At 65.4% G+C, this 13,436-nt stretch carries 11 protein-coding genes; 7 read left to right on the top strand and 4 right to left on the bottom strand.

Annotated elements, in window-relative coordinates:
• Nucleotides 1-8: 8 nt before the first annotated feature.
• Nucleotides 9-779 carry an enoyl-CoA hydratase/isomerase family protein gene (locus tag GGR62_RS15385; RefSeq protein ID WP_184408724.1) on the bottom strand — a complete coding sequence of 257 codons (771 nt, stop codon included), beginning with the start codon at nucleotides 777-779 and terminating at the stop codon, nucleotides 9-11.
• A 65-nt stretch (nucleotides 780-844) separates the two neighbouring features.
• On the opposite strand from GGR62_RS15385, the gene GGR62_RS15380 reads away from it, so the two are divergent.
• The gene (locus GGR62_RS15380; protein ID WP_184408763.1) at nucleotides 845-1,273 is read left to right on the top strand and encodes a copper chaperone PCu(A)C; all 429 of its coding nucleotides are present in this window, start codon (nucleotides 845-847) and stop codon (nucleotides 1,271-1,273) included.
• Nucleotides 1,274-1,576: 303 nt separating this feature from the next.
• Here the strand turns inward: GGR62_RS15380 and GGR62_RS15375 are convergent, their stop codons facing one another.
• Together GGR62_RS15375 and uvrA are read right to left on the bottom strand one after the other, a co-directional pair.
• Nucleotides 1,577-1,984, bottom strand: a complete 408-nt coding sequence (locus GGR62_RS15375) for a thioesterase family protein (protein ID WP_184408723.1) — start codon at nucleotides 1,982-1,984, stop codon at nucleotides 1,577-1,579.
• Nucleotides 1,984-4,950 (bottom strand): excinuclease ABC subunit UvrA, encoded by a 2,967-nt coding sequence (gene uvrA, locus GGR62_RS15370; protein WP_184408722.1) that lies wholly within the window; start codon nucleotides 4,948-4,950, stop codon nucleotides 1,984-1,986. The genes GGR62_RS15375 and uvrA overlap by 1 nt, the downstream gene beginning before the upstream one ends.
• A 292-nt stretch (nucleotides 4,951-5,242) precedes the next feature.
• On the opposite strand from uvrA, the gene rplU reads away from it, so the two are divergent.
• From rplU to obgE, 3 genes are all read left to right on the top strand, one after another.
• Nucleotides 5,243-5,563, top strand: a complete 321-nt coding sequence (gene rplU / locus GGR62_RS15365; protein ID WP_016901712.1) for a 50S ribosomal protein L21 — start codon at nucleotides 5,243-5,245, stop codon at nucleotides 5,561-5,563.
• A 12-nt stretch (nucleotides 5,564-5,575) separates the two neighbouring features.
• Nucleotides 5,576-5,836 carry a 50S ribosomal protein L27 gene (rpmA, locus tag GGR62_RS15360; protein ID WP_002807880.1) on the top strand — a complete coding sequence of 87 codons (261 nt, stop codon included), beginning with the start codon at nucleotides 5,576-5,578 and terminating at the stop codon, nucleotides 5,834-5,836.
• A 252-nt stretch (nucleotides 5,837-6,088) separates the two neighbouring features.
• Complete coding sequence (gene obgE, locus GGR62_RS15355; RefSeq protein WP_184408721.1) at nucleotides 6,089-7,138, top strand: GTPase ObgE; 1,050 nt, start codon at nucleotides 6,089-6,091, stop codon at nucleotides 7,136-7,138.
• A gap of 91 nt (nucleotides 7,139-7,229) precedes the next feature.
• Here the strand turns inward: obgE and rpsT are convergent, their stop codons facing one another.
• Nucleotides 7,230-7,499: a 30S ribosomal protein S20 gene (rpsT, locus tag GGR62_RS15350; RefSeq protein ID WP_002807888.1), complete on the bottom strand. Its 270-nt coding sequence runs from the start codon at nucleotides 7,497-7,499 to the stop codon at nucleotides 7,230-7,232.
• Nucleotides 7,500-7,615: 116 nt separating this feature from the next.
• On the opposite strand from rpsT, the gene murJ reads away from it, so the two are divergent.
• The 3 genes from murJ (at nucleotide 7,616) to ileS (ending at nucleotide 13,364) form a co-directional block, all read left to right on the top strand.
• On the top strand, nucleotides 7,616-9,220 hold the full coding sequence (gene murJ, locus GGR62_RS15345) for a murein biosynthesis integral membrane protein MurJ (protein WP_184408720.1): 1,605 nt from the start codon (nucleotides 7,616-7,618) through the stop codon (nucleotides 9,218-9,220).
• 220 nt (nucleotides 9,221-9,440) lie between these two features.
• On the top strand, nucleotides 9,441-10,526 hold the full coding sequence (locus tag GGR62_RS15340) for a bifunctional riboflavin kinase/FAD synthetase (RefSeq protein ID WP_184408719.1): 1,086 nt from the start codon (nucleotides 9,441-9,443) through the stop codon (nucleotides 10,524-10,526).
• 6 nt (nucleotides 10,527-10,532) lie between these two features.
• Nucleotides 10,533-13,364 (top strand): isoleucine--tRNA ligase, encoded by a 2,832-nt coding sequence (ileS, locus tag GGR62_RS15335; RefSeq protein WP_184408718.1) that lies wholly within the window; start codon nucleotides 10,533-10,535, stop codon nucleotides 13,362-13,364.
• The last annotated feature ends 72 nt before the right edge of the window (nucleotides 13,365-13,436 follow it).

Here is a 13,436-nt window from a genome sequence, read left to right as displayed (position 1 = left end):
GAGCGGGTTCAGCTCTTTTGCAGGCGCGCGACCAGGCCGTGCAAGGCAGCCTGGGCATCCGCCGCGTACCAACCGTCGATGAAACGCTCCAGCTGGATCAACTCCGGCGCCAGTGCCGCGCGCAGATCGGCGCGGGCGATCGCGCGCGTGGTCAGCATCGGTTGGCGCGGCAGCTGCTGCAGGTCCTGCAGCCAGGCCACTGCGCGGGCGGTGACCAGATCGCCATCGACCAACTCATCGACCAGGCCGATCGTGACCGCCTGTTCGGCGGGCAGCAACTGGCCGGAGATCAGCAGGCGCTCGGCACGGTGCGCCCCGACCACGCGGCGCAGCAGCCGCTGGATGCCTTCCGGCGCGGCCAGGCCGACCTGCACTTCGTTCAGGCCGATCGCATACGGTTTGGCGGTGTCGGCGCTGCGCGCCATCACCCGGTAGTCGCAGCACAGCGCCAGCACGCAGCCGCCGGCCGGCGCATGTCCGCCGATGGCGGCCACCACCGGCACGCGGCTGTTGGCCAGCGCTTGCGCGGCCTCGAAGAAGGCCGTCCAGCTGGCCAGCAACGCGGCGCGGTCGGTGCCGTGCGACAGCAGATGCGGTACGTCCATGCCACCGGAAAAAATGCGCTCGCTGCCCGACAGCACGATGCCATCGACTTCATCGCCGGCCTGCTGCACCGCAACGCTCAGTGCCTGGCATAGCGCAGTGTCCAGCGCATTGACCGGCGGGCGCGCCAGCCGGATTTCGCGAAGACGGCCATGGTCTAAGATCTGGATGCTCATTCGGGGCTCCTGGAGATCGGATCATGATAGACGGCAGTCATAGCAGGCGGCGTATGCGTGGACGCGTGCTGTTCGGTGCGTTGTTGGCGGTGGCAAGTGCGGGCGTCGGCGCGCAGTGTCTGCCCGCGTTCAAGGACGGCTGGATCCGCCTTCCGCCGCCTGGCGGCATGGGCATGGCGGCGGGGTTCGGGCAATTCCACAACGGCTGCGCGCAACCGGTGACGGTGACCGCAGCCAAGAGCCGCGTGTTTGCCGATGTGTCCATCCACCAGACCACGCAGGCCGATGGGGTCAGCCGCATGCGAGCGGTGCCCGCGCTGGCATTGCCGGCCGGGAAGTCGGTCACGCTGGCGCCCGGCGGTGTGCATCTGATGCTGATGGACGCGACCGGGCCGCTACAGGAAGGCGCACAGGTGCCGGTGACCTTCACCTTGCAGGATGGCCGCAAGATCGAGGCCACGTTGCAGGCGCGCACGCGCGCGCCGGGCTCCTGATCGAGCGCTGCGCGGAGTGACACGCGACATTGCAGCATGCAGGCGGCAGTGTCGTCGAAGCCAACGTGCATGCTGATGCCGATCGACACGTGCAGCAGCTCAGCAACGCTGCCGATCGATCAGGCAACAGCCTGAGGCGGCACCAACCGTTGCCGCGTCATCGGGTTCTTCCTGCGCCGACAATGCGGGCCAACCGCATTACGCAGTGACGATCACCCTATCGCCGAACACAAAAACGGCGGCTCCTACCAGAGCCGCCGTCGCCACCGAACGCTGAGAAACCCAGTGCTCGGGTCCGGGCAGTCAGCTGCTGGCCGTGCGCACCGCATCCGGCAGCGACGCGCTCTTGCCGGTCTGCGTATCGATCCACACCACCACCACGTTGCCGTCCGAATACAGCACGCTGTCGTCCTTCTGGTCGACGATGCGGTGGCCGATGGTGATGCTGCTGCTGCCCAGGCGCTCGACGAACAACTCCACCGTGATGTCGTTGGGCCACACCAGCGGGCGTTTGTAGTTGACGTTGGTGGCGGCGACGACCGGCGCGATACGGTCGGTCATCGCCACGCCTTGCACGCCCAGCATCCAGCGCACGCGCGCTTCTTCCAGGTACGAAATGTATTTGGCGTTGTTGACGTGACCCATGCTGTCCATGTCGCGCCAGCGCACGCTGATCGGAATACGTGCCAGGATCTTTTGCTCTTCGCTCATCAGCTCGCCTTCTTCTTTGCGGTTTTCTTGGTGGCGGACTTGGCGACCTTGGCCACCTTCTCCGGTTTGACCTTGCGCGGCGGGCGCGCATCGGGCTTGTTGGCCATCGCCGCCGGGCGGGTCTCGCGTGCCTTCACCGACGGCAGCATCTTGGCCAGGAACTGACCGGTGTAGGACGCCTTGTGCGCAGCCACGTCTTCCGGCGTGCCGGAGACCAGGATGGTGCCGCCGCGATGACCGCCTTCCGGGCCCAGGTCGACGATCCAGTCGGCGGTCTTGATGACGTCCAGATTGTGTTCGATCACCACCACCGTATTGCCCTCGTCGCGCAACTTGTGCAGCACGCCGAGCAGCGCCTCGATGTCGTGGAAGTGCAGGCCGGTGGTCGGTTCGTCGAGGATGTACAGGGTGCGTCCGGTATCGCGACGCGACAATTCCTTGGACAGCTTGACGCGCTGCGCCTCGCCGCCGGACAACGTGGTCGCGCTCTGGCCCAGCTTGATATAGCTCAGGCCGACATCGATCAGAGTCTCCAGCTTGCGCGCGATGCTCGGTACCGGCTCGAACAGCTGCAGCGCATCTTCGACGGTCATTTCCAGCACGTCGCTGATGTTGTAACCCTTGTAGCGGATCTCCAGCGTTTCGCGGTTGTAGCGCTTGCCGTGGCACACATCGCACGGCACGTAGACGTCGGGCAGGAAGTGCATCTCCACCTTGATCATGCCATCGCCCTGGCAGGCCTCGCAGCGGCCGCCACGCACGTTGAAGCTGAAGCGTCCCGGCGAATAGCCGCGTGCGCGCGACTCCGGCACCTGCGCGTACAGCTCGCGCAACGGCGTGAACATGCCGGTGTAGGTCGCCGGGTTGGAGCGCGGGGTGCGCCCGATCGGCGATTGGTCGATGTCCACCACCTTGTCGAACAGGTCGAGATTCTCGACCTCGCGATGCGCGGCCACCGGATGCGAGGCGCCATTGATTTCGTTGGCGGCCAGCGAAAACAGCGTGTCGTTGATCAGCGTTGACTTGCCCGAGCCGGACACGCCGGTGATGCAGGTCAGCAGGCCGGCTGGAATGTCCAGGTCGACGTTCTTGAGGTTGTTGCCGGTCGCTCCGCGCAGATGCAGCATCATCTTCGGGTTGGGCTTGTGGCGCTGCTTGGGGATCTCGATACGGCGCTTGCCCGACAGGTATTGGCCGGTCAGCGAACGCGGCGCATCCAGGATGTCCTGCAGCGTGCCCTGGGCGCAGATTTCGCCGCCATGCACGCCGGCGCCGGGGCCGATATCCAGCACGTGGTCGGCCAGGCGGATCGCGTCTTCGTCGTGTTCGACCACGATCACCGTATTGCCAAGGTCGCGCAGCCGCGTCAGCGTGCCGAGCAGGCGTTCGTTGTCGCGTTGGTGCAGGCCGATCGACGGTTCGTCCAGCACGTACATCACCCCGACCAGTCCGGCGCCGATCTGGCTGGCCAGGCGGATGCGCTGCGCCTCGCCGCCGGACAAGGTGTCGGCCTTGCGTTCCAGGGTCAGGTAATCCAGGCCCACATCGACCAGGAAGCCCAGCCGCTCGGCGATCTCCTTGACGATCTTGCCGGCGATCTCGCCGCGCCAACCGGGCAGCGACAGCCCGCGGAAAAACGCCAGCGCCTCGTTGACCGGCAACACCACCAGTTCGGGCAACGGGCGATCGGCCACGAAGACATTGCGTGCGGCGCGATTCAGGCGGGTGCCGTTACAGGCAGGGCAGGGCTGCTGGCTGACGTACTTGGTCAGCTCTTCGCGCACCGCCGGCGACTCGGTTTCGCGGTAACGGCGTTCCAGGTTCGGCAGGATGCCCTCGAAGCGATGCTTGCGGGTGGTGCGCCCGCCGGCATCGGTGAAGTAGGTGAAGCTGATCACCTCATCGCCGCTGCCGAACAGCACCGCCTGGCGCACCTTGGCCGGCAACGAATTCCACACCGCATCCACGTCGAACTTGTAGTGCTTTGCCAGTGAGGCGATCAGCTGGAAATAATAGGCATTGCGCCGATCCCAGCCGCGCACCGCGCCGGCCGACAGCGACAGCTCCGGATGCACCACGACGCGATCCGGATCAAAGAATTCGGCCACGCCCAGGCCATCGCAACTCGGGCAGGCACCGACCGGCGCATTGAACGAAAACAGCCGCGGTTCCAGCTCCGGCAGCGAGTAATCGCAGACCGGGCAGCTGTACTTGGACGAGAATAGATGTGGCGCGGCGGCCGGGTCGTCCAGCGACTGCACCGCGACCATGCCTTCGCCGAGCTTGAGCGCGGTCTCGAAACTTTCCGCCAGCCGCTGCTTGATGTCTTCGCGCGGACGGAAGCGGTCGATCACCGCTTCGATGGTGTGCTTCTGGCGCAGCGCCAATGGCGGCACCGCATCGATCTCGTACAACTCGCCGTCCACGCGCACGCGCACGAAACCCTGCGCGCGCAGTTGTTCGAACACCTGCGCATGCTCGCCCTTGCGGTCGCGGATCACAGGCGCCAAGAGCATGTAGCGCTGCTCGGCGTCCAGCGTGAGCATGTGATCGACCATCTGGCTGACCGTCTGCGCTTCCAGCGGGAACCCGTGGTCCGGGCAGCGCGGCTGGCCGACCCGCGCGTACAACAGGCGCAGGTAGTCGTAGATCTCGGTGATCGTGCCCACGGTGGAGCGCGGGTTGTGCGAGGTGGATTTCTGCTCGATCGAAATCGCCGGCGACAACCCTTCGATATGGTCCAGGTCCGGCTTTTCCATCACGCTGAGGAACTGGCGCGCATACGCCGACAGCGACTCGACGTAGCGGCGCTGGCCCTCCGCATAGATGGTGTCGAACGCCAACGACGACTTGCCCGAGCCGGACAGGCCGGTGATCACGATCAATTTGTCGCGAGGCAGGTCGAGATCGATGTTCTTGAGGTTGTGCGTCCGCGCGCCGCGGATGCGGATGAAATCCATCGCCATGGGGGATCCGATGTCGGGCCGGCGAACCGGCGGTGGTGCGAGCGTGCTCAGCAGGAATGAGAGGCAATCGATCAGCCTACCCGCCGACCTAGGTGAGGGCAATTGCCTCAAATGCCAGTCTGCCGGGGCCGTTGTGGCGACCGGATGATGCGTTCCACCGGCTCGACGCGACGCGGGCTGCGCGCAGCTGCTTGCGACTTGACCCGAAACCGGCTAGGCCAGTACAATCCCGCTCCTGTTTGCCCCATGGGTAAGACAGGCGACCATAATAACTACAGAGGAAAACCTGGTCATGTACGCAGTTCTGGTAACCGGCGGTAAGCAATACCGCGTCGCGCAGGGCGAAACGCTCCGCGTGGAAAAGCTCGAAGTCGAAGCCGGCAACGAGATCAAGTTCGACACCGTCCTGATGCTGGGCGATAGCGACGGCATCAAGCTGGGCGATGCGCTGAAGGGCGCCTCGGTCACCGCCAAGGTCGTGGCCCATGGCCGCGCCGACAAGGTGCGCATCATCAAGTTCCGTCGCCGCAAGCACCACATGAAGCGTCAGGGACACCGTCAGTACTACACCGAAATCGAGATCACCGGCATTGCCGGTGGCGATAAGAAGTAAGGAGAACCAGTCATGGCACATAAAAAGGGCGTAGGTTCCTCGCGCAACGGTCGCGATTCCAACCCGAAATACCTCGGCGTGAAGATCTTCGGTGGCCAGGCCATCGACGCCGGCAACATCATCGTGCGTCAGCGCGGCACCCAGTTCCATCCGGGCGCCGGCGTCGGCCTCGGCCGCGACCACACGCTGTTCGCGTTGGTCAACGGCAAGGTCGAGTTCTCGGTCAAGGGTGCGAAGAAGCGTCGCACCGTCAGCGTGGTTGCCGAGGCGTAATCGCCCGTTCCATGCAGGCCAGTTCGTAGCCGCGCCAGCGCGGTGACGAACGACACGGAGAGCCCCGCTTCGGCGGGGTTTTTCGTTTGACGGCTGGGAATCGGGAGTAGGGAATCGGGAATCGGAAAAGCCGGTTCTGCGTCCCATCGCGTTTTTCTACAGCCGTGCTGGCGGGTGTTTTCGCCGGCAGGAATCCGCCGCTTTTGCTGGCCGATTCCCCATTCCCTATTCCCCATTCCCGGTTGCAAGCCCATGAAGTTAGTCGACGAAGCAGAAATCCTGGTCACCGCCGGTAATGGCGGCAATGGCTGTGTCGGCTTTCGCCGCGAGAAGTTCATCCCGCTGGGTGGTCCCGACGGTGGTGATGGCGGCAGTGGCGGCAGCGTGTGGATCGTGTCCGACGAGAACGTCAACACGCTGGTCGACTTCCGGCATGAGCGCACCTTCAAGGCGCAGCGCGGCGAGAACGGCATGGGGCGTCAGGCCTATGGCAAGGGTGGCGAAGACCGCATCATCGTGGTGCCGGTCGGCACCGTGGTGATGAACGTGCAGACCGACGAGATCATCGGCGACCTGACCCAGCATGGCGATCGTCTGCTGGTGGCCAAAGGCGGCAAGGGCGGCCTGGGCAACATGCATTTCAAGAGCTCGGTCAACCGTGCGCCGCGCCAGTCCACCACCGGTGAAGAAGGCGAGGAGCGTCTGCTCAAGCTGGAGCTGAAGCTGCTGGCCGATGTCGGCCTGTTGGGCTTCCCCAATGCGGGCAAGAGCACCTTGATCCGCGCGGTGTCTTCGGCCACGCCGAAGGTGGCCGATTACCCGTTCACCACCTTGTATCCGAATCTGGGCGTGGTCAGCGTCGAGGCCTATCGCAGCTTCGTCATCGCCGACGTGCCGGGCCTGATCGAAGGTGCTGCCGACGGCGCCGGGCTGGGCACGCAGTTTCTGCGCCATCTGCAGCGCACCCGTCTGCTGCTGCATTTGGTGGATATTTCGCCGATGGACGGCGGTGTGGACGTGTCGCCGGTGGATCAGGTGCGCACCATCGAGCGCGAGCTGGAACGGCACGATCCCGAACTGCTGAAAAAGCCACGCTGGCTGGTGCTCAACAAGGCCGACCTGATGTTCGAGGACGAGGCGCGCGCCGCAGCCGAGACCATCGTGGCCGAACTCGGCTGGACCGCACCGTGGTATCTGGTTTCGGCGCTGGGTCGCGATGGCACCTTCCCGATCATGAAGGACGTCATGGCATTCTTCGACCGCCAGCGCGAGGACGAGCTCGAGGCGCGCAATGCCGGCTGAGCGCATGCGCAGGCACATAAAAAACCCGGCCGAGGCCGGGTTTTTCTATGCCACCGCAAGCCAGGCCTGCGGTGGTGCCAACACGGCTCGCTTACGCGGCCTTGATGGCCTTGATGCGAGCGGTCAGGCGGCTCTTGTGACGCGCAGCCTTGTTCTTGTGAATCAGGCCACGGGCACTGAAACGGTCGAGGATGGGCTGGGCAACGGCGAAAGCGGCTTCGGCGCCTGCAGCATCGTTGGCGTCAAGGGCCTTGATCACCTTCTTGACGGCGGTGCGCAGCATCGAACGCTGGCCGGTGTTGCGCTCATTGCGCACGACGGTCTGCTTGGCGCGCTTCTTGGCGGACTTGATATTGGCCACGGTGGTGGGTTCCTGAAAAATCGGTATGGTGGAAAAAGCAAGCGGGAAAGTATGATGGACTTAGTTATGTACGTCAAGTCAGTTGTCAAGAGGGATACAGCGTGAGCAAGCCCGGCATGTTGAGAAGCCTGCTCTCATTTAGCAGCATGACCATGGTGTCGCGGGTGTTGGGGCTGGTGCGCGACCAGGTCATCACCACCACCTTCGGCACCAATGCGCTGACCGATGCGTTCTGGACGGCCTTCCGGGTCCCCAATTTCCTGCGTCGGCTGTTTGCCGAAGGGTCCTTCGCCACCGCCTTCGTGCCGGTGTTCACCGAGGTCAAGGAAACCCGGCCGCATGACGATCTGCGCGAACTGATGTCGCGCGTGGCCGGTACCCTCGGAGGAGTGCTGCTGCTGGTCACTGCGCTGGCGCTGATCTTTGCGCCGCAGCTGGCCACGCTGTTCTCCAGCGGCGTCGATACCGACCCGGCCAAGCATGGCCTGCTGGTGGACCTGTTCCGTCTGACCTTCCCGTTCCTGCTGTTCGTCTCGCTGACCGCGCTGGCCGGCGGGGCACTGAACAGTTTCCAGAAGTTCGCCATGCCGGCGCTGACCCCGGTGATCCTCAACCTGTGCATGATCGCCGGGGCCTTGTGGCTGGCGCCGCGGCTGGGCGGAACTCCCGAGAAGCAGATCCTCGCACTGGGCTGGGCGGTGCTGGCGGCGGGCATGCTGCAGTTGCTGTTCCAGCTGCCTTCGCTGAAAGGGATCAACCTGCTGATCCTGCCGCGCTGGGGCTGGCGACATCCGGGCGTGCGCAAGGTGCTGACCCTGATGGTGCCGACCCTGTTCGGCTCATCGGTAGCGCAGATCAACCTGCTGTTGGACACGGTGATCGCCGCGCGGCTGGCCGATGGCTCGCAGTCGTGGTTGTCGCTGGCCGACCGGTTCCTGGAACTGCCGCTGGGCGTGTTCGGGATAGCGCTGGGCACGGTGATCCTGCCGGCGCTGGCGCGCCATCACGTCAAGACCGACCGCAGCGCGTTTTCCGGCGCGCTGGATTGGGGCTTTCGCACCACGCTATTGATCGCGATGCCGGCGATGCTCGGATTGCTGTTGCTGGCCGAACCGCTGGTGGCGACGTTGTTCCAGTACGGTCAGTTCACCGCGTTCGAGACGCGCATGACCGCAATGTCGGTCTACGGCCTGAGTTTCGGCCTGCCGGCCTACGCCATGCTCAAGGTGGTGCTGCCGGCGTTCTATGCCCGCCAGGACACCCGCACCCCGGTGCGCGCGGGCGTGGCAGCGCTGATCGCCAACATGGTCTTCAACTTCGCGCTGCTGGCGGTGGTCTACCAGATCATGGTGCCGCCGGAGCTCAAGGCGCAGGGCGTGATGCAGGCGCTGGGCAAGCAGCCGGGTCTGCATCTGGCGCTGGGCATTGCCAGTGCGCTGTCGAGTTATCTCAACCTGGGTTTGCTGTGGTACTGGCTGGGCAAGTCCGGCGTGTATCAGCGGCGGCCGGGTTGGGGCAGCTATGCGGCCCGTCTGCTGCTGGCGTGTGCGGCCATGGCAATAGTGCTGTTGGGTCTGCTGTGGTGGCTGCCATCGTTCACCGTGATGGATAAGTGGGACCGCATCGGCTGGCTGGCGGTGCTGGTCGGCAGCGGTGGGGCGACCTATCTGGTGGCGCAACTGGCACTGGGATTGCGGCCGCGGCATCTGCGCGAGGGCTAGTCGCCCGCCGAGCGGCTGAGCGGGTGCGGCGCCATCCGTCACGCACGGAGGGGGCCGATGCCGGGCCGGGGAGCCGCGCAATCGCCTGCCCGCTTCCGGGACGCAGCAGTGCGGCACCGGCCTGGGGCCGCGCCCATGCACATTGACAGGCACGGCTATACTTGCGGGTTATGCATCAACGAGGGTCGGCTGACAGGCCGGCATCTGTTTGGATCGAGGAATGAGCAGGCTGTTTAGAGACGTCGAGGGCGGGACCCTGTTCCCGCACGGAAGCGTAGTCTGCATCGGCGCCTTCGATGGCCTGCACCTGGGGCATCGGACGTTGGTGCAGCACGCGGTCGCGCGCGCGCGCGCGCTGGGCGTGCCGGCGGTGGCGGTGAGTTTCGAGCCGCTGCCGCGCGAGTTTTTTGCCCCGGCCGCGCCGCCGCCGCGCCTGACCCTGGCCCGCGCCAAGGTCGAAGGGTTGCACCGTTTCGGTGCCGACAGCGTGGGCATGATCCGTTTCGATGGCCGCTTGTCGGCAATGAGCGCCGAAGACTTCGTACGGCTGGCGCTGGTCGGTCGGCTGTGCGCCAAAGAGGTGTGGATCGGCCCCGAGTTCCGTTTCGGCCATCGGCGTGGTGGCGATATCGCCTTGCTGCGTGCGTTGGGTGAGCAGCATGGATTTGTGGCTGGCGAAATCACCCCAGTGCACCTGCATGGCGAACGGATTTCTGCCACGCGCATCCGCGAGCTGCTGGGCATCGGCGAGTTCGTGCATGCCGGCGAACTGCTCGGCCGCCCGTATGCGATCGGCGGGCGGGTGGTGCGCGGCAAACAACTGGGGCGCACGCTGGGTTATCCGACTGCGAATCTGCGTTTTCCGCGCACGCCTGCGCTATCGGGCATCTACGCGACCTGGGTGCATGGCGTGGCCGAGCGGCCATGGCCGTCGGTGTCGAGCTTTGGCACCCGACCCACCGTGGCCGGCGTGGAGCCGTTGCTGGAAGCGCACCTGTTCGATTTCCAGGGCGATCTGTATGGCCGGCATATCGAAGTCGAATTCGTCGCCAAGCTGCGCGACGAAGAAAAGTTCGACGGGCTCGATGCGTTGACCGTGCAGATGCACCGCGACGCCGAGCAGGCGCGCGCCGTGCTCAAGGCGAGTCCCTCGCGATTGCCTGCCGATGCGGACGTTGCTCGCTCCGTCGGTGTTTCCAGCGAGGGACAACACGGCAGTGCTTCGCGCCGCTCGGCAGACCCGGACGCCGTCGATGCCACTCCCTCGCAACATCCCCGTACATCACCTCACGCAGCGCAACGGTAGAGACCTGTGACCCAAGACTACAAAGCCACGCTCCATCTGCCCGCGACGGAATTCCCGATGCGCGGCGACCTGCCCAAGCGCGAGCCGGCGATGCTGGACCGCTGGGAGCGCGAGGGGCTGTACGCGCAGCTGCGCGCCAACGCGGCAGGGCGCCCGCTGTTCGTGCTGCACGACGGCCCGCCGTATGCAAACGGCCAGATCCACCTGGGTCATGCGGTCAACAAGATCCTCAAGGACATCATCGTCAAGTCGAAGTATCTGGCTGGCTTCGATGCGCCGTACATCCCGGGCTGGGACTGCCACGGCCTGCCGATCGAGATTGCGATCGAAAAGAAGTACGGCAAGGTCGGGGTCAAGCTCGATGCCGCCGAGTTCCGCCAGAAGTGCCGCGAATACGCGACCGAGCAGATCGATCTGCAACGGCGCGACTTCAAGCGCCTGGGCGTGATCGGCGATTGGGACAATCCGTACAAGACGCTGGACTTCCGCTTCGAAGCCAACGAAATCCGCGCGCTGGCCAAGGTGGTGGACAACGGCCACCTGACCCGCGGCGTCAAGCCGGTGCATTGGTGCTTCGATTGCGGCTCGGCGCTGGCCGAGGCCGAGATCGAATACGCCGACAAGGTCTCGCCGACCGTGGATGTGGCCTATCCGGCGCGCGATCCGGGGGCCGTGGCTGCCGCGTTCGGCGCCAGTCTGCCGGCCGGCACCAGCGTGGCGGTGCCGATCTGGACCACCACGCCGTGGACGCTGCCGGCATCGCTGGCGGTGAGCCTGGGTGCGGAGCTCGATTACGTGCTGGTCGAAGGGCCGGCCGACCGTGGCCAGCCACGCTGGCTGGTGGTGGCCGAAGCCTTGGCGGCCAGGGTGCTGGCGCGCTACGGCGTGGATGGAGTGGTAGTGCATGGCCATGCCAAGGGCGCCGTGCTGGACCAGATGCTGCTCGATCACCCGTTCTATGCCGAGCGCGAGATCCCGCTGCTGCTGGGCGAACATGTCTCGGCCGAAGAAGGCACCGGTGCCGTGCATACCGCGCCCGGTCATGGCCAGGAGGACTACCAGGTCTCCAAGCAGTACGGCCTGTTGGAGCGCTACACCGCAGCGCAGATCAATCCGGTGGACGGGCGTGGCGTGTATCTGCCCTCCACGCCGCCGCTGGGCGACACCGTGCTGGCCGGGCTGCATATCTGGAAAGCCAACGACGTCATCATCGACGCGCTGCGCGATACCGGCGTGTTGCTGGCTGCCAGCAAGATGGAGCACAGCTACCCGCATTGCTGGCGCCACAAGACGCCGATCGCGTTCCGCGCCACGCCGCAGTGGTTCATCTCGATGGAGCAGGCCAACCTGCGCGCCGATGCGCTCAAGGCCATCGAGCAGGTGACCTGGTACCCGGCCTGGGGCCAGGCGCGCATCGCCGGCATGGTCGAGGGTCGCCCGGACTGGACCATCTCGCGCCAGCGCACCTGGGGCGTGCCGATCGCCTTGTTCGTGCATCGTGAAACCGGCGAGCCGCATCCGCGCAGCACCGAGTTGCTGCGCCAGGTGGCCGACCGGGTGGAACTGGGCGGTGTGGACGTGTGGTACACGCTGGATGCGGCCGAACTGCTGGGCGATGAGGCGGCCGATTACGACAAGATCACCGACATCCTGGATGTGTGGTTCGACTCCGGCGTGACGCACGAAACAGTGTTGGTGGACCGCGGCCTGCCCAAGCCGGCCGACCTGTACCTGGAAGGCTCCGACCAGCATCGCGGCTGGTTCCAGTCCTCGCTGCTGAGCGGCGTGGCGATGGACAAGGCGGCGCCGTACAAACAGTGCCTGACCCACGGCTTCACCGTGGACGAGCATGGCCGCAAGATGTCCAAGTCGTCCGGCAACGGCATCGAGCCGCAGGAGATCATGAAGACCCTCGGCGCGGACATCCTGCGCCTGTGGATCGCGTCGGCCGACTACAGCAACGAAATGTCGTTGTCGCAGGAGATTCTCAAGCGCAATGCCGATGCGTATCGCCGCCTGCGCAACACCGCGCGCTTCCTGCTCGGCAACCTGCATGGCTTCGACCCGCTGCAGCATCTGGTAGCGCTCGACGACATGGTGCTGCTGGACCGCTGGATCGTGCATCGCGCGCATGAGTTGCAGGAAAAGATCGTCGCCGCGTATGCGCGCTACGACTTCGCCGAGATCGTGCAGGCGCTGCTGAATTTCTGCAGCGTGGACCTGGGGTCGCTGTATCTGGACGTGACCAAGGACCGCCTGTACACGATGGCCGAGGATGCGCGCGGCCGCCGTTCGGCGCAGAGCGCGATGTATCACGTGGCCGAGGCGTTCGTACGCTGGATCGCGCCGGTGTTGAGCTTCACCGCCGAAGAACTTTGGGGGTATCTGCCGGGCAAGCACACCGACAACGTGCTGTTCGCCACTTGGTACGACTGCCTGGCGCCGTTGCCGGCCGATGCCGCGCTGACCAGCGCCGACTTCGACAAGCTGCTGGCCTTGCGCGAGCAGGTGGCCAAGGTGCTGGAGCCGATGCGTGCCAATGGCGCGATCGGCGCGGCGCTGGAAGCGGAAATCACCATCGCCGTCGATGCGCAGACCGCTGCGCGCTGGCAGCCGCTGGGAGAGGAATTGCGCTTCCTGTTCATCAGCGGCGATGTCACCGTGACCGCGGCCAGCACCGACGACATCTTCGTCAGCGCGCAGCCGACCACCAAGGCCAAGTGCGTGCGTTGCTGGCACCACCAGGCCAGCGTGGGCAGCGATCCGCGCCATCCGGAACTGTGCAGCCGCTGCGTCAGCAATCTCGAAGGCCCGGGCGAGCAGCGTCGCTGGTTCTGATGTGGGGTTATTGACCGCGCGTGGCGGGAAATGTCCGCCACGCGTTGCCGCTCCAGCGGTGTGAACCAGCTG

This window comes from Xanthomonas sp. 3075 (assembly GCF_014197275.1).
GTDB lineage: Bacteria > Pseudomonadota > Gammaproteobacteria > Xanthomonadales > Xanthomonadaceae > Xanthomonas > Xanthomonas campestris_B.
The sequence above is the reverse complement of the archived record's forward strand: the minus strand, read 5'-3'. Positions and strand labels throughout refer to the sequence as shown.